This is a genomic window from Allobosea sp. GW821-FHT09G06 (assembly GCF_059416005.1).
Map to the genome: position 1 here is coordinate 1,339,173 of NZ_JBWKOI010000001.1, position 25,187 is coordinate 1,364,359.

The window sequence follows — 25,187 nt, forward strand, 5'->3', positions numbered from 1 at the left end:
CTATCCCAGCCGTTCCACGAGCTTGCCGATCAGGCCCTCGACCGTCTCGCCATCGGCGCGCGCGGCGAAGGTCAGCGCGACGCGGTGCTTCAGCACGGGAATGGCAAGGGCCGCGACATCGTCGACCGAGGGAGCAAGCCGGCCCTCGACGAGGGCGCGGGCACGCACCGCCAGCGTCAGCGACTGGCTCGCGCGGGGGCCCGGACCCCAGGAGAGCTTGTCGGTGACCGAAGCCTCGCCTTCGCCGGGGCGGGCGGAGCGGACGAGATCGAGGATCGCCTCGACCACGGCGTCGCCGACCGGCAGGCGGCGGACGAGGCGCTGGATCGACATCAGCGTCTCGGAGGTCATCGCCGGGGAGGGCTTGTATTCGGCGGCGCCGGTCGTCTCCAGCAGGATACGACGTTCGGCCTCGCGGTCGGGGTAGCCGACATCGATCTCGAGCAGGAAGCGGTCGAGCTGGGCTTCGGGCAGCGGATAGGTGCCCTCCTGTTCGATCGGATTCTGCGTCGCCAGCACGTGGAAGGGGGCGGGCAGGTCATAGCGCTCGCCGGCGACCGTGACATGGTGCTCCTGCATCGCCTGGAGCAGGGCCGACTGGGTGCGCGGCGAGGCGCGGTTGATCTCGTCCGCCATCAGCAACTGGGCGAAGACCGGGCCCTTGATGAAGCGGAAATGACGCTTGCCGTCGCTCGATTCGTCGAGAACCTCGGAGCCGAGGATGTCGGAGGGCATCAGGTCGGGCGTGAACTGGACACGGCGGGCCGCGAGGCCGAGCACGGTGCCCATCGCCTCGACGAGCTTGGTCTTGGCGAGACCGGGAACGCCGACGAGCAAGCCGTGGCCACCGGAGAGCAGCGTCACCAGCGAGAGATCGACGACCTTCTGCTGGCCGAAGATGACCTGGCCGATCTCCTTGCGCGCCGCGCCGATGGCACCGAGCGCGGCTTCGGCCGCCTCGACGATGCCTGTGTCGAGGTCGATCGGCGAAGTGCTCTCGTTTGCCCGGACTTGCGCCGCCATGTCGGTCTCCTTCACTCTGTCGCGGGCCGTTGCGCCGCCATGCGAACCGTCGATGCGTTCGGCCGTTCAGTGTGGACGGGCCATCACGGCGGCTCAAGCGCCGAATGGAATGGTACACATCAACTCGGCTTCACGATTATGTGGAGTTCAAGGCGGAAACGCGATGCAAGCACGATGCCGCAGCAAGTGGGGATTGGCCTTCCGATGACCGGACCGGGCAATGCGATGGAGCGCCTGATGGCCTCGCTCGGCGGCGGCAAGGCGCGCGGCCTGCCGCCAGTGGAGCGCTGGAACCCGCCTTTCTGCGGGGATCTCGACATGCGCATCGCTGCCGACGGCACCTGGTTCTACATGGGTACGCCGATCGGCCGGCCGGCGCTGGTGAAGCTGTTCTCCTCGGTGCTGAAGCGCGAGGGCGACGATTACTTTCTCGTGACCCCGGTCGAGAAGGTCGGGATCACCGTCGACGACGCGCCGTTCCAGGCCGTCGAGATGCAGGTCGATGGCGAGGGCGACGCTCGGACGCTCGCGTTCCGGACGCAGGTCGACGATCTCGTCTGCGTCGGGCCGGACCATGGCTTGCGTTTCGTGCGGGCTGCACAGGACGGGCTGACACCTTATGTCCATGTCCGGCGCGGCCTCTGGGCTCGGCTGACGCGGGCGCTGACCTATGACCTGCTGGCGCTCGGCGAAGTAAAGGATGTCGAAGGCGCGGCCATGTTCGGAGTCGCCTCGGCAGGACGATTCTATCCGGCGGTGCCGGCGAGCGAGATCGAGGGCATCTAGCATTGATGAGATCGGAAACCGCCCTCAACCTGAGCAGCGAGGGTTTTGCGGCGCTGGCGCGTGAGCGGCTGCGGGCCGAGCCGCCCCTACTGGGCGATGTCATCAGCCGGCCGCGCGGCGACCATGAGCATCAGGCGGCATCCGTGCCGATCCCCGATGAGAAGCGCGCTGTCCCGGCTGCCGTGCTGATCGGCATCGTGCCGCGCCCCGAGGGGCCGACCGTGCTGCTGACGCAGCGGGCCGCGGCGCTCCGCAATCATTCGGCGCAGGTCGCGTTTCCTGGCGGGCGGGTCGATGCCATCGACGGCTCGCCGGTCGTCACGGCTTTGCGCGAGACCGAGGAGGAGATCGGCCTGTCGCGCTCGCATATTCGCACGCTCGGCTTCCTCGACGCCTATCTCACCGGCACCGGCTATCGGATCGTGCCGGTGGTGGCGCTGGTCGAACCGCCCTTCTCGCTGACGATCAACCATAATGAGGTCGACGAGGCCTTCGAGACGCCGCTCTCCTTCCTGCTCGATCCCGCCAACCACAAGCGCGAGGGCATCGAATGGAAGGGGCATTTCCGCACCTACTATGCGATGCCGTTCGAGGGTCGCTATATCTGGGGCGCGACCGCCGGCATGATCCGCAATCTCTATGAGCGGCTGGCGGGCTAGAGCATCGGATCGAGAAGTGGAATGCACTTTTCGGACGAATCCGATGCGGCGATGTAAACTTGTGTCTGCGCGGACGACGCGCCCGGGAATAACGAAGCGATGCTGCGCGCGATCATCGAAGAGGTTCTGCTCTTCGTCCTGCCCTTCTGCATCTTCGCAGGCTATCTCGTCATCAAGCGGCGCAACCCCTTCGATGTCGAGCACTGGAGCCCGCATGTCTTCCGCCTGGCGGTCGTGGGCTTCCTGCTGGCCATCGCCGTGCTGGTCTATGGCGGCTTGATCGCGCCACGGAGCAAGGGCGCCTACGAGCCGCCGCATATGGAGAATGGGGTGCTGGTGCCCGGCCGCTTCAAATGAGCGGGCACCGTGCCGGCGAGATCGCGCGCTTCCTGGCCCACCCGGTTCTTGCGCGGCTGCTGTCGGCGCTCGACGGTGACGGCGAGGAAACCCGGGTCGTCGGCGGCGCGGTGCGCAATCTCCTGCTCGGCGAGCCTGCGAGCGATATCGACCTTGCGACCACCGCCTTGCCGCAGGAGACGATGCGGCGCGGCAAGGCGGCCGGCTTCAAGGCGGTGCCGACCGGGATCGAGCATGGCACGGTCACGCTCGTCGGCGAGGGCGTGAGCTTCGAGGTGACGACGCTGCGGCGCGACGTCGAGACCGATGGGCGCCGGGCCAAGGTCGTGTTCGGCCGCGATTTCGTGGCGGACGCGCTGCGCCGCGACTTCACCATCAATGCGCTCGGGCTCGGCCGGGACGGCACGCTCCATGATTATTGCGGCGGGCTCGACGATCTCGCACAGCGACGCGTGCGCTTCATCGGCGATGCCGCGGCCCGAATCCGCGAGGACTACCTGCGCATCCTGCGCTTCTTCCGCTTTCATGCCCGCTATGGCGCCGGCGCGCCTGATGCCGAGGGCTTGAGCGCCTGCATTGCCGGCCGCGAGGGGCTCGCCGGATTGTCGCGCGAACGGGTGCGGGCGGAATTGCTGAAGCTGCTGGTGGCGCCCGGCGTTGTCGCGACGATCGGCGCTATGGCCGGCGCGGGTTTATTGATGCCGGTGATCGGCGGCGTGCCGCATCTTTCGCGCTTCGCCGCGATCGCGGGAGATGACGGCGCGGGTGTTCACCCAGCGTTTCGGCTGGCGGCGCTGGCGGTTGCCGTTGGCGAGGACGCGTTGCGCCTGCGCGAACGGTTGCGGCTTTCGAACGAGGAGTTCGACCGGATCGAGCGGATCGCACGGGCTCTGGAAGCTCTGGGCGGCCGAGCGGATCTGCCCGGCATCGCGGCGCTTCGCCATGTCGCCTATGACGCCGGGAACGACGCGGCCGCTGCGGCGCTCGTCCTGCTCAATGCGTCGGCAGAGGGTGAGGACAGGGACGGTGTGCAGCGGCTCATTGCCGAGCTCGGCCGGACGCCGCCCTTCCTTCCGACGGGGAAGGATGTCATCGGGCGCGGTATCGCGCCCGGACCGAGCGTCGGGCGGGCCCTCGAGGCGGCCCGACGAGGCTGGATCGAAGCCGGTTCCCCGGCTTCGGCTGAGGCTCAGTTCGCGTTGCTCGACCAAGCGGTCGGGCAAGCGTGGCCTTAAGGCCAGCGCACCGTCGGCGGCATCGAGGACAGGATGGAATCGACATTGCCGCCGGTCTTCAGGCCAAAGATCGTGCCGCGGTCGTAGAGCAGGTTGAACTCGACATAGCGGCCGCGCCGGACCTGCTGTTCGTGGCGCTCGGCCTCGCTCCAGGGCTTGCCGATATTGCGGCGCAGGATGTCGGGATAGCTGCCGAGGAAGGCCTCGCCGACGGCGCGGGTGAAGGCGAGATCGGCCTCGATATCGCCGGTCCAGACATAGTCGTAGAAGATGCCGCCGATGCCGCGCGGCTCGTTGCGGTGCTTCAGGAAGAAATATTCGTCGCACCAGGTCTTGAAGCGCGAGTAATCCGCCACCGCCGGGTGATCATCGCAGGGCCGGCGCATCGCCGCGTGGAAATCGCGCGCGTCGGGGTCGTCCTGATCGCGGCGTGCGTCGAGTACCGGCGTCAAATCGGCGCCGCCGCCGAACCAGGGCTTCGTGGTGACGACGAAGCGCGTGTTCATGTGCACGGTCGGCGCGTGCGGGTTCCAGGGATGGGCGATCAGCGAGATGCCGGTGGCATGGAAGCGCGGATCTTGCGCTGCGCCCGGAATCTGCACCGCGAAATCGGGGTGGAAGCTGCCATGCACCGTCGAGACATGGACGCCGACCTTCTCGAAGACGCGGCCCTTCATGATCGACATGACGCCGCCGCCGCCGGGCGCGCCGTCATGATTGGTGCGCTGCCAGGGCGTGCGGACGAAGCGCCCGGCCGCCTCCGACTCGGGCGGGAAGGGGCCGGTGGCCTCGTCCTCGACCGCCTCGAAGGCGGCGCAGATGCGATCGCGCAGGCTTTCGAACCAGGCGGCCGCGCGCGGCTTCAGCGCTTCGACGACAACCGGATCGGCGGGCGGGGATTCAACGGGTTTCGAGGTGGTCATCGTCTGTTCCATCGCGGCCCGGGAAGCCGCCTGTCTGTCGCAATGCCTCGCCCATTACCATTGCTGCCGCCAGTGCGACATTGAGCGAGCGCAAACCCGCGCGCATGGGAATGTGGAGGCTGGTGTCCGCCGCCGCGCGGGCCTCGGCCGTCACGCCAGCCGATTCGCGCCCGAGCAGGACGATGTCGCCGGGCTGGAAGTGGAAATCCGGAAGCGGGATCGCGCCGTCGGTCTCGGCAAGGATGAGGCGATGGCCATGCTCGCGCCGCCACTGGTCGAAGGCCGTAAAGGAATCGTGCCGGGCAACGGCGGCGCGTTCGAGATAGTCCATGCCGGAGCGGCGGAAATGCCGGTCCGACACGTCGAAGGCGGCCGGCTCGACGATATCGACGGCGAGGCCGAGGCAGGCGGCCATGCGGATCATCGTCCCGGTGTTCTGCGGGATGTCCGGCTGGAAAAGGGCGAGACGAAGCATGCCGGGGTGATGACGGGTCGCGCTGCAAGACGTCAAGGCCGGCAGATGGGTTCGCTTGCTCGCGCTCGCCGGCCGGCGTTGAACCGGGAGGGCTTTACGGCTTGCCGCCGACGAGCGCTCCCGATTCCGTGGTTCTGCGGATCAGTTGAGGCCGACACCGACTCCGAGGCCGCCCGAGGAGTTGCCGACGCCCGCGCCGACCCCGACCCCGTCACCGCCGATGCCAACGCCTGCCGCTGCCCCCAGGCCGCCCGTGGCGTCGCCGAGCCCGGCACCAAGGCCGGCCCCGATGCCGCCGCTGCCGATTCCGGCACCGGCTCCGGCGCCAACGCCGCCCGTGCTGGCATTGCCTACACCGGCGCCCACTCCGGCACCGATGCCGCCATTGCCGGCACCGGCTCCTGCGGCCGCGCCGACGCCGCTACCACCGGAACCGGCATTCGCGCCGGCTCCGACACCAAGACCGCCCGAGCCCAACCCGGCATTGGCTCCGGCATTGGCGCCGAGCCCGCCGCCATTGGCGCCCAGGCCGAGCCCCAGGGCGAGAATGCCCCCCGAGGTTCCGCCACCGGGGGAGCCGGGACCGCCGGGGTTGTTCGGATTGCTCGGGTTGCCGGGCGTGCCCGGGCCACCAGGGCTTCCCGGATTGATGCTCGAACCAGGCCCCGTCATCGCGCCGCGCGAGCTCACCGTGGGGTTATAGGATGCGGCGAGCTTGAGGCATTTGCTCATGGCTGCACCGCGCAGGCCGTCGCATCCATCGAACGAGGTATATTCAGCTACGCTGTTGCAAGCAGCGAGAAGTGTGCAGGCGCTCAACGCGCCGAGTATTCGCAGCCGCATGGCTCTCTCCTTGGCGGTTAGTCTACGCCATCGAGAACAGGGCTCGTTGCTTTCGGGTTCCTTTGGAATGATTCTGAAGGATATCGGGCGCTATACGTCGTCGTGATGATTTTATGATTATTTGATCTTTAGAGTCTGAATTCTCTTTCGGGCGGCTGGACTCTTTGCCCTTGCCCTAATCCCGCCATCGGGGGCGCCTAGCTGCGTCTGCGGCGACGCCTGCCCGACCGAGTCCTGACAAGGGATGGCACGGGAAAGCCGGTATCCCGAATTGTCGTTTGTTCCGTCCTCTCATTCCCGCTAGCGAAGCAGGCATGTTCGCTCCGCTCTTCCGTTGGCTCGAAAGCCGAATCGACGTCTTCGCTCCGTTCGACGAGCGGGAGACGCCGCCGCGCGGCGTCTGGCCCTTCATGTGGCACCACATCAAGGGCGTGAAGGGCTGGATGGCCCTGATCATGCTGACCGGCCTCGGCTTCAGCGGCATCGAGGCGGCGATGTACCTGATGGTCGGCTGGTTCGTGGACCTGCTCTCGACGCAGTCGCCCGAGACGATCTTCCGCGATCATGGCTGGCTCCTGGCGGGCGCGGCCTTTCTGCTCGTCGTCGTCAGGCCGCTGATCTATTTCGCCAACCACGCCATCGTCGACCAGGTGGTGGTGCCGCAGATCACCAATCAGATCCGCTGGCGCAACCATGTCTACACGCTCGGTCACGCGCTGGGTTATTTCCAGAACGATTTCGCCGGGCGGCTGTCCGCCCGCGTCATCCAGGCCGGCCAGTCGATCCGCGGCGCGACGATCGAGGTGATCGACGATCTCTGGTATGCGCTGGTCTTCGCCACGGTCGCGATCGGCTTCTTCGGCAAGACGAGCCTGTGGCTGGCGCTGCCGGTGATCCTGTGGCTTTCGGCCTATGTAGCGCTGCTGATCTATTTCGTGCCGCGCGCGAAGCAGCGCTCGGAGGCGAATTCGCTGGGGCGCTCGACGACGACGGGGCGCATCGTCGATTCCTATACGAATATCCTGACGGTGAAGCTGTTCGCGCGGGCGGATGCCGAGCGCTCGGCTGTCCGCGACTCGTTGACGCGGTGGAACGCCTCCTTCCTCAACCTGTCGCGCCTGATCACCGGCGTCAGCGTCATTCTGCAGACGATGAACAGCCTGCTCGTGGTGGCCACGGCCTGGCTCGCGCTGCTGCTCTGGAGCCAGGGCGAGATGACGCCGGGTGCGGTCGCGGCCGCGATCGGGCTGGTGCTGCGCTTGGTGCAGATGTCGGGCTGGCTGATCCATCTGGTGCGCGGCATCTTCGAGAATATCGGCTCCGTGCAGGAGAGCATGGAGACGATCGCCAAGCCGCATGACCTGCCGGATGCAGCCGATGCCGTGCCGCTCGTCGTCGACAAGGGCGCGATCAGCTTCGACCAGATTCGCTTCAATTATGGCCGCGGACAGGGGCTGTTCGAGGGGCTCGACCTGCAGATCAGGCCGGGCGAGCGCGTGGGCCTCGTCGGCCCGTCAGGGGCCGGCAAGTCGACTCTGGTGAACCTGCTGCTGCGGCTCTATCCGCTCGAAGGCGGGCGCATCCTGATCGACGGGCAGGACATCGCCCATGTCACGCAGGATAGCTTGCGCGCCCAGATCGGCATGGTGACGCAGGATAATTCGCTGCTGCACCGCTCGATCGGCGACAATATCGCCTATGGCCGGATCGGTGCGAGCGAGGCCGAGATCGCGCTCGCGGCGCAGCAGGCCGAGGCGCATGACTTCATCCAGGGCCTCGGCGATCAGGATGGCCGCAAGGGCTTCGATTCGCGCGTCGGCGAGCGCGGCGTGAAGCTTTCGGGCGGGCAGCGCCAGCGCATCGCGATTGCCCGCGTGCTGCTCAAGGACGCGCCGATCCTGATCCTCGACGAGGCGACCTCGGCGCTCGACTCGGAGGTCGAGGCGGCGATCCAGGAGCAACTCGCGGTGCTGATGCAGGGCAAGACCGTGATCGCGATCGCGCATCGGCTCTCGACCATCGCCGCGCTGGACCGGCTGATCGTGCTCGACGGCGGACGGATCGCCGATATCGGGAGCCATGACGAGCTGATCGCGCGGGGCGGGCTCTATGCCCGGCTTTGGGCGCGCCAGTCGGGTGGATTCCTGGCCGCTGCGGATCCGGAAAAGCTCGCCGTCTGACGCCTTCCACCGCCGCCTGTGCGCCATGCATAGCGGGGCGTTCGCGACAGTAGACTTCGTCCAATCTGCATGTCAAAGAGCCGAAGGTGACGCACCGCCGCATTGCGGCGGTCGCGGCGCGCCCCTAATGAGGGCGAGAGGCGATAATTTCGAGCTGTTCCAGCTCGCAAGACGTGTAAGAGGATTGGATCGTGGCTCACGCGACCGATACATCGACCGGAACTACCCGCCGCGATTTCCTGATGCTCGCGACCGGCGCCGCAGGCGCCGTAGGCGTCGGTGCCGTTGTCATCCCCCTGATCAGCCAGCTCGCGCCCGACGCGCAGACGGTCGCTGCCGGTGCCCCGGTCGATGTCGATCTGGCTCCGATCGCCGAAGGTCAGGCAATCAAGCTGTTCTGGCGCGGCAAGCCGATCTTCGTGCGCCATCGCACCAAGAAGGAGATCGAGGAGGCCAAGGCGGTCGATGTCGCCACGCTGCGCGACCCGCAGACGGATGCCCAGCGCACCAAGGCCGGCCACGAGCAGTTCCTCGTCATCTTCGGCAACTGCACCCATCTCGGCTGCATTCCGCTGGGCACCGCGCCCGGCGAATCGAAGGGCGACTACGACGGCTGGTTCTGCCCCTGCCACGGCTCGCACTATGATTCCTCCGGCCGCATCCGCAAGGGCCCGGCGCCGCTCAACCTGCCGGTGCCGCCCTACGCCTTCAACGGCGACACCAAGATCCGGATCGGCTGAGCAATGCGCTCGACGCTTTCCCGCCAAGATGAGACAGCCTTGAGGCATTCTTCATGAGTGGTCACAGTTCCTACGTCCCGAAGACCGGTATCGAGCGCTGGCTCGACGCGCGCCTGCCGATCATCCGCCTCGCGCATGACTCGGCAGTGTCCTACCCGGTCCCGCGCAACCTGAACTACCTGTGGACCTTTGGCGGCATCCTCGTGTTCATGCTGGTGGCGCAGATCATCACCGGCATCATCCTGGTGATGCACTACACGCCGCACGCGTCGATGGCCTTCAACTCCGTCGAGCACATCATGCGCGACGTGAACTACGGCTGGCTCTTGCGCTACCTGCACTCCAACGGCGCCTCGATGTTCTTCATCGCCGTCTACGTGCACATCTTCCGCGGGCTTTATTATGGCTCGTACAAGGCCCCGCGCGAGGTGCTCTGGATTCTGGGCGTCGTCATCTTCCTGCTGATGATGGCCACCGCCTTTATGGGCTACGTGCTGCCCTGGGGCCAGATGTCCTTCTGGGGCGCGACCGTCATCACCAACCTGTTCTCGGCGCTGCCGGTGATCGGCGAGACGATCGTCACCTATCTGTGGGGCGGCTACTCGGTCGACAACCCGACGCTGAACCGCTTCTTCTCGCTGCACTATCTGCTGCCGTTCATGATCTTCGGCGTCGTCGTGCTGCACATCTGGGCGCTGCATGTCGTCGGCCAGAACAACCCGACCGGCGTCGAGGTGAAGAACGTCCAGAAGGACACCGTGCCGTTCACGCCCTATGCGACCGTGAAGGACATCTTCGGCATGGTCGTGTTCATGATCCTGTTCTCCTGGTTCGTGTTCTACCAGCCGAACTTCATGGGCCATGCCGACAACTACATCCCGGCGAACCCGGCCTCGACCCCGGCGCATATCGTTCCGGAATGGTACTTCCTGCCGTTCTACGCGATCCTGCGTGCCATTCCCGACAAGCTCGGCGGCGTGCTCGCCATGGGCGCGGCCATCGTCGTGCTCGCCTTCCTGCCCTGGCTCGACACCTCCAAGGTCAAGTCGATGAGCTACCGGCCGATCGGGCGCCAGCTGTTCTGGGCCTTCGTCGTGGTCTGCATCGGCCTCGGCTATCTCGGCGCCATGCCGGCTGAGGGCGGCTACGTCATCGCCTCGCAGATCTTCACCGTGCTGTATTTCGGCTTCTTCGTGGCTCTCTTCGTCGTCGGCCTGTTCGAGCGGCCGAAGGCGCTGCCGACCTCGATCGCCGACGCCGTGCTCGCTTCCGCCAAGGGCGGGTCGGCGGCCAGCGTCGCGACCGCCACCGCTGCCGAACCGAGCGTCAAGGGCTGACGGAACCATGAGCAGAACATCGTTTCGTCTCGCCCTGACCGGGCTCGCCGCCGGCCTCTCGCTGGCGCTCGTCCAGCCGGCCGCGCAGGCCGCCGAGGCCGGCCCCAAGCCGCCGGCGCTGACCTGGTCGTTCTCCGGGCCCTTCGGCAAGTTCGACCGGGCCCAGCTGCAGCGCGGCTTCAAGGTCTATAAGGAGGTCTGCGCGAGCTGCCATGGCGCGAGCCTCGTCGCCTTCCGCAACCTGTCGCAGCCCGGTGGCCCCGAGTTCACGCAGGGCCAGGTTGCTGCGCTCGCGGCGACCTACCAGATCAAGGATGGCCCGAACGAGGCCGGCGAGATGTTCGACCGGCCCGGCCGCCCGGCCGACCGCTTCCCCTCGCCGTTCGCGAACGAGCAGGCGGCCCGTGCGGCCCAGGGCGGCGCCTATCCGCCTGACTTCTCGGTGCTGGCCAAGGCGCGGACCTATACCCGCGGCTTCCCGACCTTCATCGTCGACATGTTCACGCAGTATCAGGAGCAGGGACCGGACTATATCCACGCCCTGCTGACCGGCTACGAGGATCCGCCGGCGGGCGTTACCCTGCTGCCGGGGCAGAACTACAACCGCTACATGCCCGGCCACCTGATCGCGATGCCGAAGCCGCTGGCGGACGGTCAGGTCGAGTATCCGAAGGGGCCGGATGGCAAGTCGCCGGTGCCGGAGACCGTCGACCAGTACTCCCGCGACGTCACCGCCTTCATGATGTGGATGGCGGAGCCGCATCTCGAGGCGCGCAAGCGCATCGGCCTGCAGGTGATGCTCTTCCTCGTGATCTTCGCGGGGCTGCTCTACTACACCAAGAAGAAGGTGTGGTCGCGCATGCCGGATGGCTCGGCGGCCCACTGATCCGGCTGGATATCATTCTGTAAAAGGCCCCGGCGACGGGGCCTTTTTCGTTGGGCGACCGTCATTCTCGGGCGAAGCGAAGCGTAGACCCGAGAATCTCGGACAGAAGGAGATTCCGGAGCTGCCTCCGGCAGGAGATGCTCGGGTCGGGCCCGAGCATGACGGCATCCTGCCCCATCGTATTGCGACCGTCATCGAAAGATGATCCCTTCCGCGCCGCAACAGGGAATCGACCATGAGCGAAGCCGTTCTCGGAATCATCGGCGGATCGGGCATCTATGATCTGCCGGGCCTGACGGACCTGCGCGAGGAGCGCATCGACAGCCCCTGGGGCGAGCCTTCGGACAGCTTGAGGATCGGCCGGATCGGCCAGACGAAGATCGTCTTCCTGCCGCGTCACGGCCGCGGCCATTCGATCCCGCCCTCCGAGATCAACTACCGCGCCAATATCGACGTGCTGAAGCGGGCGGGCGTGACCGATCTCGTGTCGCTCTCGGCCTGCGGCTCCTACAAGGCCGCGCTCTATCCCGGCCTGTTCGTATTGGTCGACCAATTCGTCGATCGGACGAGCCGGCGCGAGAACTCCTTCTTCGGCAAGGGCTGCGTCGCCCATGTCTCGGTCGCCCATCCGGTCGGCCCCGCCCTGCAGGCGCGGATCGCGGCGGCGGCGCAGGCGGAGGAACTACCCTTCGTGCGCGGCGGCACGCTGGTCACGATGGAAGGCCCGCAATTCTCGACCTATGCGGAATCGACCACCTATCGCGGCCTCGGCTACGACCTGATCGGCATGACCGCGATGCCCGAGGCCAAGCTCGCCCGCGAAGCCGAGATCACCTATGCGACCGTTGCGATGGTGACGGATTACGACTGCTGGCACGAATTGCACGGCGCCGTCGATGTGGCTTCGGTCATCGCCGTTCTGCATGAGAATGCCGACAAGGCACGGCGCCTCGTGGCGCGGCTCGCCGCCGATTTCCCGGCGCAGCGCGAGCCGTGCCCGGCCGGCTCCCATAACGCGCTCGACAACGCCATCGTGACGGCGCCGGCCTTCCGTGATCCGGCCCTGCTGGCGAAGCTCGATGCCGTCGCAGGACGGGTGCTCAAGGTGGCGTGATGACGGCGCCCTTGACGAAGCCGGCCCGGCGTCCGACCAAGGCGTCCGTCGATCCGTATGAGACGGTGCCCATGAACCTCGCCGACAGCATCCGCGCTATCCCGGATTATCCCCGGCCCGGTATCGTCTTTCGCGACATCACCACGCTGCTGGGCGATGCGCGGGCCTTCCGTCGCGCGGTGGACGAGCTGGTGCAGCCCTTCGCGGGCTTGAAGATCGCCAAGATCGCGGGGATCGAGGCGCGCGGCTTCATCCTGGGCGGGGCGGTGGCGCATCAGCTCTCGGCCGGCTTCATTCCGGTGCGCAAGAAGGGCAAGCTGCCGCTGGAAACGCTGCGCGCGACCTATGCGCTCGAATACGGCACGGACGAGATCGAGATCCATCGCGACGCGGTGCAGCCGGGCGAGCGCGTCCTGCTGGTCGACGACCTCGTCGCGACAGGGGGGACGGCGGAGGCCGCGGTCAACCTGCTCGCCGGGCTCGGCGCCGAGGTCGTGGCGGCCTGCTTCATCGTCGATCTCCCGGAGCTCGGCGGCGCCGACAAGATCCGGCGGCTCGGCGTGCCCGTGCGCACGCTGGTCTCCTTTGCCGTTGATTGAGCGGTCATGAAGATCAACGGCCAGCACTACCGGACGATCTGGCTCGCGCAGGACGGCTGGCGCGTCGTGGTGATCGACCAGACGCGCTTGCCCTTCCGCTTCGAGACGGTGGCGCTGGGCACGGCCGAGCAGGCGGCTGATGCGATCCGCAGCATGGTTGTGCGCGGCGCGCCACTGATCGGCGCGACGGCCGCCTATGGCGTGGCGCTTGCCATGCGGGCCGATGCTTCAGACGCGGCGCTGGAGGCTGCACTCGCGCTGCTTGGCGCGACCCGGCCGACCGCGGTCAATCTGCACTGGGCGCTGGCACGAATGCGCGGCGCCCTGGCTTCACTGTCTCCGGAGGCGCGTGCCGAGGCGGCCTATGCCGAGGCCGCTGCCATCTGCGACGAGGATGTCGCGCTGTGCCGCTCGATCGGCGAGCACGGCCTGCCCTTGATCGCGGAGATCGCGGCGCGGAAACCCGTCGGCGCGCCGGTCAATATCCTTACCCATTGCAATGCTGGCTGGATTGCCACGGTCGACTGGGGCACGGCGCTGGCTCCGATCTACCTCGCCCACGATGCCGGCATCCCCGTCCATGTCTGGGTCGACGAGACCAGGCCGCGCAACCAGGGCGCGGCGCTGACGGCCTATGAGCTCGGCGCTCATGGCGTGCCGCATACCGTGATTACCGACAATGCCGGCGGCCACCTGATGCAGCGCGGGCAGGTCGACATGGTGATCGTCGGCACCGACCGGACCACGGCTTCCGGCGATGTCGCCAACAAGATCGGGACCTATCTCAAGGCGCTCGCCGCGCATGACAACGGCGTGCCGTTCTATGTGGCGCTGCCCTCGCCGACGATCGACTGGAGCATCCGCAACGGCCTCGCCGATATCCCGATCGAGGAGCGCGCGGCGCGCGAGGTAACGCATCTCTCCGGGCTCGCCGATGACGGCGAGGTCAGGACCGTGTGCGTCGTTGCGCCGGGCAGCGGTGCGGCCAACCCCGCTTTCGACGTGACGCCGGCGCGGCTCGTCACGGGGCTGATCACCGAGCGCGGTGTCTGCGCGGCCAGTCCTGACGGCCTCGCGCAGCTCTTTCCCGATCTGGCGTACGGGGACAGGACATGACCGAGCAGGAACTGCGGCAGGAGATCGTCGCGGTCGCGCAGGCGATCGACCGGGCGGGCTTCTGCCCGTCGAAATCGGGCAATGTCTCCGCGCGTTTCGGCGACGGCCTTTTGATCACGCCCTCGGGCCTGCCCTATGCGCAGACGAAGCCGGAAGACCTGATCCATCTCGGGCTCGACGGCACGGTGCTCGGCGGCAGCCGCAAGCCGTCCTCGGAATGGCCCTTCCATGTCGCGATCTACAAGGCGCGCCCGGATGCGCAGGCGATCGTGCATACGCATTCGCCGCGGGCCACGGCGCTCTCCTGCACGCGGCGCGGCATCCCGGCCTTCCATTACATGATCGCGCTTTGCGGCGGTGCCGATGTGCGCTGCGCCGACTACGCCACCTTCGGCACGCCGGAGCTTGCGGAGAACGCGGTGAAGGCGCTGGAGGGGCGTAAGGCCGTGCTGCTCGCCAACCATGGCGTGATCGCGCTAGGCCAGACGCTCGCGGGTGCTCATACCATCGTCGCGGAGGTCGAGAACCTCGCCGGGCAGTATCTCGATATTCTCGCGGCGGGGATCGCGCCGGTCATCCTCGATGCGGCCGAGATGGAGCGCGTCGGCGCCAAATTCGCGGGCTACGGCAAGGTCGGTTGACCTGAGCTCAATCGTCTTACGCTCCGTTAAATACTACCACCATAGGGTGGCGCATGATCGTTTCGCGCTACCTGCACGAGTCATTCGATGTGCTGTCGGTCGGCGTCTGCGAGTACGATGCCGAGCATCGTGCCGTGGGCTGGAATCGCACGTTCCTGCATTTCTTCCCTGAAGACGACGGGCTGATCTATCCCGGCGAGCCCTATATCGAGAACCTCCGGCGCTTCTACACGCTCAGGCTCGCGCCCGAGGAGATGCACGATATCGATCGTTACATCGCCGAGGGCATGGCGCGGCACGAGAACCAGACGCAGGCCTTCGAATTCCTGCATAACGGCCGGCGCTTACGCGCGACCTCGCTGCTGGCGCCCTGCGGCGGGCGGGTGCGGATGTGGCAGATGCTGGAGGCGCCAAGTCGGGCCGGTGCCGTGACCAACGCGCTGCTGCCCGCCTTCGAAGCCCTGCGCTTCATCCCGGACGGCGCGATGCTGCTGGATGGCGAGGATCGGATCATCGCCACCAACGACGCCTTCCGCGACCTCTACGATATCCCGGCCGACACGCTGGTCGTCGGCTTGAAGTTCGACGAGATCGTCAGCGAGTGCTGGCGCGGCGTCTCGGCGGTTGCGGGCCTGCGTGCCAGCATCCTCAACGGCCTGCGCTATGACGGCGCGCCCTTCGAGATCGAATTGCCCGGCCAACGCTGGCGGCGCGTCGTCGCCCGGCACACGCTGGAGGGCTTGAGCTGCTTCATCCACGCCGACACGACGGCGGCAAAGCGCCAGCAGGCCGCGTTGATCAGCGCGCAGGATGCCTTGCGCGAGGCCAATGCCGAGCTGGTCAAGCTCGCGCAGACGGACGGGCTGACCGGTCTCGCCAATCGCCGCCGCTTCATCGAGTGCCTCGCCAGCGAAGCGGCGCGCCCACAGTCGCTGGCGCTGCTGATCGTCGATGTCGATCATTTCAAGGCGATCAACGACCAGTTCGGCCATGTCGCCGGCGATACCTGCCTGCGCCTGGTGGCGCAGATCATCGCCGGCCCGCCGACCGGTGCGGCTCGCCTTGTCGCGCGGCTCGGCGGCGAGGAGTTCGGCGTCCTGATCGCGGATGCGACGCAGGGCGAGGCGATGGCGGTCGCGGAGGCGATCCGGCAGGCGCTGGCGCAGGCGCCCTGGCGTGCCGTCGATGCGCAATTGCAGGCTGCCACGGTGTCGATCGGGCTCTGCTGCGGCCACGGGCCGCTCGATGGCGACGCGCTCTATGTCCATGCCGATGCGGCGCTCTATGCCGCCAAGCGCAATGGCCGCGACCGGATCGAGACTTCGCCTCTCTCCGCGGCGGCTGGTCTTAAAGCGGGCTGATCTCAGGCCGGCTTGCGCTCGACGAAAACGCAGCCGTCGAAGCTGAAGATCTCTTCGCCGTGCTGGTTCGTGCCGGTGTTGCGGTGGAAGAACAGGCCCCATTGCGGACGCGAGGCGCTTTCGCGCTTGTCGATCACCTCGGAGCGATAGGTGATCCGGTCCCCGGCGAAGACCGGCTTGGTCCAGCGCAGGTTCCTGAAGCCGGGGGAGGGGCCGAGGCGTGCGGGGCGGTCCGGTGCGGCCGCGAGCTGGCGCCGGCGATGCTGGACCATGCAGGCCATCCAGACGGCCGCCGTGTGCCAGCCGGAGGCTGCGAGCCTGCCGAAGGAGCTGTTGCGCGCCGCCGCCTCGTCCATATGGAAGGGCTGCGGATCGAAGCTGCGTGCGAAGGCGACGATCTCCTCGGGGGTGAAGACGAAGCTGCCAAGCTCGTGGCTGTCGCCGACCGAGAGCTCCTCGAAGAAACGCGGCGGCTCAGGCGGCGCGGCGGGGGCTTCCAGCGGGCTTTCGACGGCCGGGCGCTCGTAGATCGGCGCATGGTCGAGCCAGGGGCCGGCCGGGTGCGTGCCGATGCCGGAGCCCTTGCGACCGAACATGATCCAGTTGGTCTGTTCGAGGATCGGCTCGTCGCGCTGATTCAGCAGTTCGAGCTTGAAGCGCACCAGGCCCATCTCGGGGCGCGAGCGCGAGGCCTTGCTCTCCAGCACGGTGCGGCGGGCGCTGACGCTGTCGCCGGGGAGGAGGGGGCGCAGCCATTTCACCTCCTCGATGCCCGGCGCACCCATGCTGGCGGCGTCGAGCAGGAAATCCTCCGCCATCAGGCGCATCAGCAGGGAGCAGCTGTGCCAGCCCGAGCCGATCAGGCGGCCGACGAAGCTTGCCTTGGCGGCTTCGGGGTCGACATGGAAATCCTGCGCGTCATAGCGCGAGGCGAAGGCGACGATATCGTCTTGCGAGACGCCGAGGCTGCGCGAACGTGCGCTCTGGCCCGGGACGAAATCCTCGAAATACGACATCGCCGGCTTTCTCAGTTCGCGAAGCGGAAATGCAGCACGTCACCATCGGCGACGACATAGTCCTTGCCTTCGAGCCGGAACTTGCCGGCCTCGCGCGCGCCGGACTCGCCCTTGTTGGCGATGTAGTCCTCGTAGGCGATGGTTTCGGCGCGGATATAGCCCTTCTCGAAATCCGTATGGATCACGCCGGCGGCCTGCGGCCCCTTGGTGCCCTTCTCGATCGTCCAGGCGCGGGCCTCCTTCGGGCCGACCGTGAAATAGGTGACGAGATGGAGCAGGGCGTAGCCGGCGCGGATCACGCGGTTCAGGCCGGGCTCGTCGAGGCCGACGGCTTCCAGATAATCCTTCTGGTCGGCGGTCGGGAGCACGGCGATCTCGCTCTCGATCTTTGCCGAGACCACGACAGCGACGGCATTTTCTTCCGCCGCGCGGGCCTTCACCTGTTCGGAGAAGGCATTGCCCTTATCGGCGGCGGCTTCCTCGACATTGCAGACATAGAGTACGGGCTTGGAGGAGAGCAGGCCGAGCGTCTCGAAGGTCCTGCGCTCGTCGGCGGCGACCTGGACGAGGCGGGCAGGCTTGCCCTCGCGCAGCAGGGCGAGGCAGCGGTTCATCAGGTCCGCGAGTTCCTTGGCCTCCTTGTCACCGGTTTTGGCCTTCTTCTCAAGCGGCAGGACGCGCTTCTCGAGGCTTTCGAGATCGGCCAGCATCAGCTCGGTCTCGATGATCTCGATGTCGTTGATCGGGGCGACCTTGCCCTCGACATGGGTGATGTCGCCATCCTCGAAGCAGCGCACGACATGGGCGATGGCGTCGCATTCGCGGATATTGGCGAGAAACTGGTTGCCCAACCCTTCGCCGCGCGAGGCGCCGCGCACGAGGCCGGCGATGTCGACGAAGGTCAGCCGCGTCGGGATGATCTCCTTGGAGCCGGCGATGGCGGCGAGCTTCTCCAGCCGCTCGTCGGGCACGGCGACGTCGCCGACATTCGGCTCGATCGTGCAGAACGGGTAGTTCGCAGCCTGGGCCGCGGCCGTCTGCGTCAGCGCGTTGAAGAGGGTCGACTTGCCGACATTCGGCAGGCCGACGATACCGCATTTGAAACCCATGGATCGCCTGTTCCGTTGCCCGTGGCGGGTAGCTGCCGCCGGGCGTGAAGCTTTGAAAGTTGCGGCCTTATTGGGGGGCTTGCGCGATAAAGACAAGTGCCGCGCGCCTTATGGCGGCCGTGTGCCTCACGCGAACGTGCATGGCGGCTTGACGGGGGCAGGTGCTGGATCGGGCGGGTTGCTTGCCCGCACCACTCGGAGCCTCGCCATGAACCGTATCCGCCTCGCGCTCGCCCTCTCGGTCTTTGCTCTCGTCGGCGGCATGGCCGTCGCTCAGGCGCCGGGAACGCGGTTGCGCGGCACGGTCGAGCGGATGGAAGGGACCACGCTGGAGCTCAAGGCCGCGGACGGCCGGGAGATCAAGGTCGCGCTGGCGCCGGGCTTCTCCGTCGGCGGCATGGTCGCGGCGAAGACCTCGGATATCGCCAAGGGCAGTTTCATCGGCGTCGGCGCGAAACCTCAGGCTGACGGCACGCTGCTCGCCGTGCAGGTCGTGATCTTCCCGGAGGCGATGCGCGGCACGGGCGAGGGGCACCGGCCCTGGGGCGTGCTGCCCGATGCGACGATGACCAATGCGACGGTGGCGGAGACGGTCTCGCGGGTCGACGGCGCTAATCTCGTGCTGAGCTATCCGGGCGGCGAGCAGAAGGTCGCGATCACGCCGGAAGCGACGATCCTGATGGCGGCGCCTGCCGAGGCGAGCGAACTCAAGCCCGGCGCGCAGGTCGCGATGACGGCGAGCCGGCAGGCCGATGGCAGCTACAGCACGAGCCGCGTCACGGTGGCTAAGGCGGGAGCGAAGCTGCCGTTATAGCTCTGGAACCACCGGTGTCATCCCGGGCTTGACCCGAGATCCATTCCGGAGCGCTTCCGATCAAAGCTCAGGCATGGATCCCGGATCTCCGCTGCGCTCCGTCCGGGATGACCCACGTTTTCTTATCAGGGAAAATCAGTCGTCGCTCTTCTCGCCGAGGCGCTTCACGGCGGCGTGGCCGCGCGCATCCATGAAGAGATGGACCTTGTTCTGGAAGCCGGTGTCGTCATGGGCGGCGAGCAGGGCGGCGTGGTCGGCGCAGGCCGTGCAGAGGTCCTCGACCCAGGGCTGCTCCGGCTTGCCGAAATCGTTGAGCACATAGGCGTGGACCAGCGCCTTGTCGCCGGGATGGCCGATGCCCATCCGCACGCGGCGATAGTCGTTGCCGATGGCCGCCGTAGTCGAGCGCAGGCCGTTATGGCCGGCATTGCCGCCGCCGAGCTTCACCCGCAACTTGGCGGGTGCGAGGTCGAGCTCGTCATGGAAGACGACGACATCGGCCGGCGCGATCTTGAAGAAGCGCGCGGCCTCGCCGATCGAACGGCCCGACTCGTTCATATAGGTCTGCGGCTTGAGCAGGATGACCTTCTCAGTGCCGATCGTCGCCTCGCAAGCCTCGGCCTGGAAGCGGGCGCGCCAGGGCGAGGCGCGATGCAGGCGCGCGATCTCGTCGACGGCCATGAAGCCGATATTGTGCCGGTTGCGGGCATAGCGCGCGCCGGGATTGCCGAGGCCGGCGAAGATCAGCATGGCGGGACTCCGGCAGGCTTATCGATACATAGCAAAACGGCCGGGCTGCCCCGGCCGTCTCGTGAGCGTTCCAGACGGAAGCGGCGCCGGCTGGCGCCGTTTCATCAGGCCTTGGCTTCGGTCGAAGCTTCGGCAGCGTCGGCGGCCGGCTCGGCCTCGACGGTCGGCGCGGAGACCGTGACGATCGTGGCGTCAGCGCCGACCGAGAGCTTGGCGCCGGCCGGGAGCTTGATCGCGTCGGCATGGACGGAGTCGCCGATGTTCAGACCGGCGACCGAAACGTCGATCGACTCCGGAATGCTGTCGGGCTCGACGGTGACGTCGAGCGCGTGCTCGACGATCTGGACGAGGCCGCCGGCCTTGACGCCCGGGCTCTTATCCTGACCGACAACGTGCACCGGAACCTGGACCGTGACGGTCTGGCCCTTGGCGACGCGCAGGAAGTCGACATGGATCGGGAAATCCTTGACCGGGTCGAGCTGGTAATCGCGCGGAATGACGCGCTGCTTCTTACCGGCGACGGTGATCTCGAAGATCGTGGTCAGGAAGTGGCCGCCGAAAATCAGCTGGCGGGTCTTGTTGGCGTCGAGCGCGATGGCTTCGGGAGCGGCGCCCCCACCATAGATCACGGCAGGCGTCTGGCCCTGGCGGCGAACAGCACGAGCGGCCCCCTTGCCGACCTGTGCGCGCGCCGAAGCCTCGATTTGCTTCACGGCGGTCATGTTGGATGTCCTTGACTTGTAAATGACAAGGCCGCCTCGTGGCGGCCATTGGGCTGGTGCGTTCAGAGCCTCCAAGGGTGTCAGCCGAACGCAGGGGTGCTCATAGGCGAAAATCGCCGCGATCTCAAGCCCGGCTCAGGCTGCGTTCGCGACCTTGCCGTCGGCGGGGTGCGTCGCCTGCGCCGGCTGGGCGAAGCGCAGCAGCCATTCGCGGATGACCGAGGCCGGAACCGGCGGCGAATAGAGGTAGCCCTGGCCGAGGCGGCAGCCCAATTCGGTGAGCCGCTCGGCCTGCGCCTGCCTCTCGATACCCTCGGCGACGATCTTCATGCCGAGGCGGCGGGTCATCGTCAGCAGCGCCTCGATGATGATCTCGCTGCGGGCGCCGCTGTCGATCGAGCCGACGAAGGAGCGGTCGATCTTGATGATGTCGATCGGGAAGTCGAGCAGATGGGTTAGCGAGGCGAAGCCGGTGCCGAAATCGTCGAGCGCGACCGGCGAACCGCAGGCGCGCAGCGCTTCCATGGTTCGCGCGACGCCGTCCTTGCGGCCGCCCATGAAGACCTGCTCGGTGACCTCGACCACGAGGTGTTGCATCGGGACGCCGGCCTTCTCCAGGATGCGGTTGGCGCGCTGCACCAGGTCGCCCTTCTGAAAGTCAGCCGAGGTGACGTTGACCGCGACATGCTGGAAATTGAGGCCGCTCGCCCGCCACTCCGCCATGTCGGCGGCAACCGCCGTCAGCATCTGCGTGGTCGTGCGGTGGGCGATCTTCGGATCGCGGAGCGCATCCTGGAACTCGCCGGCAGTGACGATGCGGCCATCGTCGAGGCGCATCCGGGCGAGGGCCTCGACGCCGACGACCTCGGTCGTGTCGAGGCGGATGACCGGCTGGTAATAGGGAATGATGCGTTCATCGCCGAGTGCGCCATCGACGTCGCGGCGCACCCGGATGCGCTGCATCATCGCGCTGCGCAGGCGCCTGCGGAAGCGGACATAGCGGCCGCGCCGGGTTTCCTTGGCGTGGTAGAGCGCGAGATCGGCATTCTGCCGCAGCGTGACGCTGTCGAGCCCGTCTTCGCCGGCGATGGCGCCGCCGATGGTGATGCTCGGAACGACGCTGTGGCCGTCATGGTCGAGGGGGAGAGCCATCGCTGCCGTGGCGGCCGAGGCGAGGGAACGCATGCGCGCCGGCCCCTCGCAATCCGGGATCAGGACGGCGAATTCGTCGCCGCCGATCCGGCAGGTCAGGCAGCCTGCGAGCGCCGTGCCGAGCCGCATGCCGACCTCGGCGATCAGCGCGTCCCCTGCGGCGTGGCCGAGCGTATCGTTGACCAGCTTGAGATGGTCGATGTCGATCAGCATCAGCCCGTAGCGGCGGCCGGCGGCGCTCATCTCGGCGATGGCGCCGTTGAACTGGCTGCGGTTCGGCAGGCCGGTCAGCGTGTCGAAATAGGCCAGGCGGTGATTGCGGGTGCGGACCTCATCATGCTCGATGGCGATGGCGCAGAGATGGACGCAGGTCGCGACGATCTGGCGTTCGAGCAACTGGGCGCGACGGGGCCGGTTGAAATAGAAGGCGAAGGCGCCGACGACGCGGCCGTCGCGGGCTTTGATCGGTGTCGACCAGCAGGCGCGCAGGCCGAGCGGCAGGGCAAGCCCGGTATAGGGCGCCCAGAGCGGATCGGTGGCGATATCGGTGACTTCGACAGGCTCCCCGCGGAAGACCGCGGTTCCGCAGGAGCCGACATTGGGTCCAACAGGCAATCCCTTGATGCAACTCACATAATGGGACGGCAGGCTGGGGGAGGCGAGGGGCTGCAGACAACCCTGGTCGTCGACGGTGACGACGGAGCAGATCACGCCGGGCGAGATCGCCTCGGCACGATGGCACAGCCGCTCCATGCAGGCGACCAGGGGTTCGCCGCGCGCGATATCTTCAAGAATATCGTTCTGAAGAGCCTGCAGGCGGCCCGAAGGTCTGATCACGGATTATCCGACTGAGTGCTCGCCGAAGAACCCGTTCCCTACCGTAAATGCCTTAAGGTCAGATTGAGGCGCGGCTGCAAAGTTTATGTGGCGCCGCGCTTTCCGGTTCTCAGGCGGCCACGAGGCCCAGCCTCTCGTCGCGTCGGCGCAGCAGATGCATCAGCGGCAGGGCGAGCAGCACCATCCAGGCCTTGCCGATGATCTGGCCGGCGAGGAAGTCGAGGCTGCCGAAGGCGAGATGCAGGAAGACGAGGCTGTCGACGACGAGGCCGATCACGCTCGAGGCGAAGACGGCCGTGACGAAGCGCCGACGCTGCAGCGGCGTGTAGACCGCGAAATCGGCGAGTTCCGAGAGCAGGAAGGCTGCGACCGAGGCGAGCACGATGGCGGGCGGGGCGAGCATGGCCGAGATCAGCGTGCCGACTGCGATGGCACCGAGGCCGGCGAGCGGGCCGAGGCGGCGCTGGACGATGTCGCGCAGGACGAGCGCGAGGCCGACCATCAGGACGCCGCTCGGCGCCATGACGCCCGGCCAGACCGGGACGAGGCAGGGGCCATTGGGCACGCAGACCGCGCCGGCATTGCCGATCAGCCAGTTGGCGGCGGGGATGGTCAGTGCGAACAGGGCCAGGGCAATGAAGCCCTCCGTCTGGCGCTGGCGGTCACGGGTCATGGAATAAGTCCAGTATCGTCGGGGGCTTCGAGATAGGCCGCGAAGCCTTTTGATCGCAAATCGCATGCCGGGCAATGGCCGCAGCCGTAACCCCAGTCATGCAGGGTCGTCCTGTCGCCGAGATAGCAGCTATGGCTGTCCTCGATCACGAGGTCGAGAAGGGCCTGCCCTCCTATGGTGCGTGCCAGCGCGAAGGTCTGGGCCTTGTCGCGCCACATCAGCGGTGTGTGCAGCACCAACCTGCGATCGAGGCCGAGGCTGAGCGCGACCTGCATCGCCTTGATCGTGTCGTCGCGGCAGTCGGGATAGCCGGAATAGTCGGTCTCGCAGACGCCGAGCACGATGTGCTTGAGGTCGCGGCGATAGGCCAGCGCTGCGGCAAAGGTCAGGAAGATCAGGTTGCGGCCGGGCACGAAGGTCGTGGGCAGGCCCGTCTCGGCAAAGGCGATCTCGGTCTCGCGGGTCAGGGCCGTTTCGGAGATCGCGCCGAGCGCCTTGAGATCGACGACATGGTCGGGGCCGAGTCGCTCGGCATAGCGGGCGGACAGGCCCGGCAGCTTGGCGCGGATCGTCTCGCGGCATTCCATCTCGATGCGATGGCGCTGGCCGTAGTCGAAGCCGATCGTCTCAACCGCATCGAAGCGGTCGAGCGCCCAGGCGAGCGTCGTGGTGGAGTCCTGGCCGCCGGAGAACAGGACGAGGGCGCGTGAGTTGCCCAAGCCGAAACCTCTCAGTCGAACAGGCTCGACACGCTGGTCTCGCTCGCCGTGCGCTCGATTGCCTCGCCCATCAGGCCGGCGATGGAGATGACGCGGATGTTGCGGGCGACTTTCACGGCCTCGGTCGGCATGATCGAGTCGGTGATGACCAGTTCCTTGAGCTTGGAGCCGGCGATGCGGGCGACCGCGCCGCCGGAGAGCACGCCATGGGTGATATAGGCGAAGACTTCCTTGGCGCCCTGCTCGAGCAGCGCATCGGCCGCGTTCACCAGCGTGCCGCCGGAATCGACGATGTCGTCGATCAGGATGCAGGAGCGGCCCTCGACCGAGCCGATGATGTTCATGACCTCGGACTCGCCCGGCCGGTCACGGCGCTTGTCGACGATGGCGAGCGGGGCATCGATGCGCTTGGCGAGCGCGCGCGCCCGGACCACGCCGCCGACGTCCGGCGAGACGACCATGGCGTTCTTCCATTCCAGCCGGTCCTTGATGTCGCGCGCCATCAACGGGGCGCCGAACAGGTTGTCGGTCGGGATGTCGAAGAAGCCCTGGATCTGGCCGGCATGGAGATCGAGCGTCAGCACGCGGTCGACGCCGGCATGGGTGATCAGGTTGGAGACGAGCTTGGCCGAGATCGGGGTGCGGCCCGAGGCGCGCCGATCCTGACGGGCATAGCCGAAATAGGGGATCACCGCCGTGATGCGGCGCGCCGAGGAGCGGCGCAAGGCATCGGTGATGATCAGCAGCTCCATCAGATGGTCGTTGGTCGGGAACGAGGTCGACTGGATGATGAAGACATCCTGGCCGCGCACGTTCTCCTGGATCTCGACGAAGACCTCCATGTCGGCGAAACGCCGGACTGAGGCCTTGGCGAGCGGGATGCTGAGATGGTGGCAGATCGCCTCGGCCAGCGGACGATTGGAGTTGCCGGCGACGACTTTGAAGTGGGAGGCCATGCCGTAGCGCACCGTTGCAGTAAGGCTGAGCAGGGAGGGCCGGCATTGCCGGCTCAATTCGAACGGCTCTTAACAGCGCGGTCGGATGGAGTCGACCGTTGCAGTGCAATATCGGTGGTCAAAAAGCGCAGGGCGACGCGCCGTGACCCGGAAACCACTGCCGC

At 67.1% G+C, this 25,187-nt stretch carries 26 protein-coding genes; 14 read left to right on the forward strand and 12 right to left on the reverse strand.

The window, feature by feature from the left end:
• The gene (locus AC07NY_RS06490) at positions 1–1,023 is read right to left on the reverse strand and encodes an AAA family ATPase (protein ID WP_492284857.1); all 1,023 of its coding nucleotides are present in this window, start codon (positions 1,021–1,023) and stop codon (positions 1–3) included.
• A gap of 204 nt (positions 1,024–1,227) precedes the next feature.
• On the opposite strand from AC07NY_RS06490, the gene AC07NY_RS06495 reads away from it, so the two are divergent.
• The 4 genes from AC07NY_RS06495 to AC07NY_RS06510 all read left to right on the forward strand — a co-directional run bounded on the left by AC07NY_RS06495 (position 1,228) and on the right by AC07NY_RS06510 (position 4,060).
• Positions 1,228–1,809, forward strand: a complete 582-nt coding sequence (locus AC07NY_RS06495) for a DUF1285 domain-containing protein (protein WP_494582628.1) — start codon at positions 1,228–1,230, stop codon at positions 1,807–1,809.
• A gap of 5 nt (positions 1,810–1,814) precedes the next feature.
• Positions 1,815–2,468: a CoA pyrophosphatase gene (locus AC07NY_RS06500; RefSeq protein WP_494582630.1), complete on the forward strand. Its 654-nt coding sequence runs from the start codon at positions 1,815–1,817 to the stop codon at positions 2,466–2,468.
• 99 nt (positions 2,469–2,567) lie between these two features.
• Positions 2,568–2,825, forward strand: coding sequence for a DUF6111 family protein (locus tag AC07NY_RS06505; protein WP_492284854.1), 258 nt, complete (start codon positions 2,568–2,570; stop codon positions 2,823–2,825).
• Positions 2,822–4,060: a CCA tRNA nucleotidyltransferase gene (locus tag AC07NY_RS06510; RefSeq protein ID WP_494582632.1), complete on the forward strand. Its 1,239-nt coding sequence runs from the start codon at positions 2,822–2,824 to the stop codon at positions 4,058–4,060. The genes AC07NY_RS06505 and AC07NY_RS06510 overlap by 4 nt, the downstream gene beginning before the upstream one ends.
• On the opposite strand, the gene hemF is transcribed toward AC07NY_RS06510, so the two are convergent.
• The 3 genes from hemF to AC07NY_RS06525 all read right to left on the reverse strand — a co-directional run bounded on the left by hemF (position 4,057) and on the right by AC07NY_RS06525 (position 6,190).
• On the reverse strand, positions 4,057–4,983 hold the full coding sequence (gene hemF, locus AC07NY_RS06515) for an oxygen-dependent coproporphyrinogen oxidase (protein ID WP_494582634.1): 927 nt from the start codon (positions 4,981–4,983) through the stop codon (positions 4,057–4,059). The two genes, AC07NY_RS06510 and hemF, sit on opposite strands and share 4 nt — an antisense overlap.
• A complete protein-coding gene (locus tag AC07NY_RS06520; protein WP_494582636.1) occupies positions 4,961–5,458 on the reverse strand; it encodes a tRNA (cytidine(34)-2'-O)-methyltransferase in 498 nt (165 codons plus the stop codon). Before AC07NY_RS06520 ends, hemF begins: the two co-directional genes overlap by 23 nt.
• 141 nt (positions 5,459–5,599) lie before the next feature.
• Complete coding sequence (locus tag AC07NY_RS06525; RefSeq protein ID WP_494582638.1) at positions 5,600–6,190, reverse strand: hypothetical protein; 591 nt, start codon at positions 6,188–6,190, stop codon at positions 5,600–5,602.
• 425 nt (positions 6,191–6,615) lie between these two features.
• On the opposite strand from AC07NY_RS06525, the gene AC07NY_RS06530 reads away from it, so the two are divergent.
• The 9 genes from AC07NY_RS06530 (at position 6,616) to AC07NY_RS06570 (ending at position 16,275) form a co-directional block, all read left to right on the forward strand.
• On the forward strand, positions 6,616–8,481 hold the full coding sequence (locus AC07NY_RS06530) for an ABC transporter ATP-binding protein (protein WP_494582640.1): 1,866 nt from the start codon (positions 6,616–6,618) through the stop codon (positions 8,479–8,481).
• 191 nt (positions 8,482–8,672) lie between these two features.
• A complete protein-coding gene (petA, locus tag AC07NY_RS06535) occupies positions 8,673–9,221 on the forward strand; it encodes a ubiquinol-cytochrome c reductase iron-sulfur subunit (protein ID WP_492284848.1) in 549 nt (182 codons plus the stop codon).
• A gap of 53 nt (positions 9,222–9,274) precedes the next feature.
• The gene (locus AC07NY_RS06540) at positions 9,275–10,558 is read left to right on the forward strand and encodes a cytochrome b (RefSeq protein ID WP_492284847.1); all 1,284 of its coding nucleotides are present in this window, start codon (positions 9,275–9,277) and stop codon (positions 10,556–10,558) included.
• Between the two features lie 7 nt (positions 10,559–10,565).
• Entirely contained in the window at positions 10,566–11,444 is an 879-nt protein-coding gene (locus AC07NY_RS06545; RefSeq protein WP_494582642.1) for a cytochrome c1, read from the forward strand.
• Between the two features lie 235 nt (positions 11,445–11,679).
• The gene (locus tag AC07NY_RS06550) at positions 11,680–12,558 is read left to right on the forward strand and encodes an S-methyl-5'-thioadenosine phosphorylase (RefSeq protein WP_494582644.1); all 879 of its coding nucleotides are present in this window, start codon (positions 11,680–11,682) and stop codon (positions 12,556–12,558) included.
• A gap of 71 nt (positions 12,559–12,629) precedes the next feature.
• On the forward strand, positions 12,630–13,157 hold the full coding sequence (locus AC07NY_RS06555) for an adenine phosphoribosyltransferase (RefSeq protein WP_494582646.1): 528 nt from the start codon (positions 12,630–12,632) through the stop codon (positions 13,155–13,157).
• 6 nt (positions 13,158–13,163) lie between these two features.
• Positions 13,164–14,273: an S-methyl-5-thioribose-1-phosphate isomerase gene (mtnA, locus tag AC07NY_RS06560; RefSeq protein ID WP_494582647.1), complete on the forward strand. Its 1,110-nt coding sequence runs from the start codon at positions 13,164–13,166 to the stop codon at positions 14,271–14,273.
• Entirely contained in the window at positions 14,270–14,914 is a 645-nt protein-coding gene (locus AC07NY_RS06565) for a class II aldolase/adducin family protein (RefSeq protein WP_494582649.1), read from the forward strand. The genes mtnA and AC07NY_RS06565 overlap by 4 nt, the downstream gene beginning before the upstream one ends.
• Positions 14,915–14,967: 53 nt before the next feature.
• Positions 14,968–16,275: a sensor domain-containing diguanylate cyclase gene (locus tag AC07NY_RS06570; protein WP_494582651.1), complete on the forward strand. Its 1,308-nt coding sequence runs from the start codon at positions 14,968–14,970 to the stop codon at positions 16,273–16,275.
• A gap of 2 nt (positions 16,276–16,277) precedes the next feature.
• On the opposite strand, the gene AC07NY_RS06575 is transcribed toward AC07NY_RS06570, so the two are convergent.
• Both AC07NY_RS06575 and ychF read right to left on the reverse strand, forming a co-directional pair.
• On the reverse strand, positions 16,278–17,291 hold the full coding sequence (locus tag AC07NY_RS06575) for a MaoC family dehydratase (protein WP_494582652.1): 1,014 nt from the start codon (positions 17,289–17,291) through the stop codon (positions 16,278–16,280).
• Between the two features lie 11 nt (positions 17,292–17,302).
• Positions 17,303–18,400: a redox-regulated ATPase YchF gene (gene ychF / locus AC07NY_RS06580; protein ID WP_492284840.1), complete on the reverse strand. Its 1,098-nt coding sequence runs from the start codon at positions 18,398–18,400 to the stop codon at positions 17,303–17,305.
• Positions 18,401–18,608: 208 nt separating this feature from the next.
• Here ychF and AC07NY_RS06585 point away from each other — a divergent pair, with 208 nt between their 5' ends.
• Positions 18,609–19,214 carry a hypothetical protein gene (locus AC07NY_RS06585; RefSeq protein ID WP_494582654.1) on the forward strand — a complete coding sequence of 202 codons (606 nt, stop codon included), beginning with the start codon at positions 18,609–18,611 and terminating at the stop codon, positions 19,212–19,214.
• Positions 19,215–19,349: 135 nt separating this feature from the next.
• On the opposite strand, the gene pth is transcribed toward AC07NY_RS06585, so the two are convergent.
• The 6 genes from pth to AC07NY_RS06615 all read right to left on the reverse strand — a co-directional run bounded on the left by pth (position 19,350) and on the right by AC07NY_RS06615 (position 25,023).
• Positions 19,350–19,964 carry an aminoacyl-tRNA hydrolase gene (gene pth, locus AC07NY_RS06590; RefSeq protein ID WP_494582656.1) on the reverse strand — a complete coding sequence of 205 codons (615 nt, stop codon included), beginning with the start codon at positions 19,962–19,964 and terminating at the stop codon, positions 19,350–19,352.
• A gap of 104 nt (positions 19,965–20,068) precedes the next feature.
• Positions 20,069–20,686 carry a 50S ribosomal protein L25/general stress protein Ctc gene (locus tag AC07NY_RS06595; protein ID WP_492284837.1) on the reverse strand — a complete coding sequence of 206 codons (618 nt, stop codon included), beginning with the start codon at positions 20,684–20,686 and terminating at the stop codon, positions 20,069–20,071.
• Between the two features lie 135 nt (positions 20,687–20,821).
• Positions 20,822–22,675, reverse strand: coding sequence for a putative bifunctional diguanylate cyclase/phosphodiesterase (locus tag AC07NY_RS06600; RefSeq protein ID WP_494582658.1), 1,854 nt, complete (start codon positions 22,673–22,675; stop codon positions 20,822–20,824).
• Between the two features lie 109 nt (positions 22,676–22,784).
• Positions 22,785–23,348 carry a VUT family protein gene (locus AC07NY_RS06605; RefSeq protein WP_494582660.1) on the reverse strand — a complete coding sequence of 188 codons (564 nt, stop codon included), beginning with the start codon at positions 23,346–23,348 and terminating at the stop codon, positions 22,785–22,787.
• On the reverse strand, positions 23,345–24,067 hold the full coding sequence (queC, locus tag AC07NY_RS06610; RefSeq protein WP_494582662.1) for a 7-cyano-7-deazaguanine synthase QueC: 723 nt from the start codon (positions 24,065–24,067) through the stop codon (positions 23,345–23,347). The genes AC07NY_RS06605 and queC overlap by 4 nt, the downstream gene beginning before the upstream one ends.
• An 11-nt stretch (positions 24,068–24,078) precedes the next feature.
• Positions 24,079–25,023, reverse strand: a complete 945-nt coding sequence (locus tag AC07NY_RS06615) for a ribose-phosphate pyrophosphokinase (protein WP_492284834.1) — start codon at positions 25,021–25,023, stop codon at positions 24,079–24,081.
• Between the last annotated feature and the right edge of the window lie 164 nt (positions 25,024–25,187).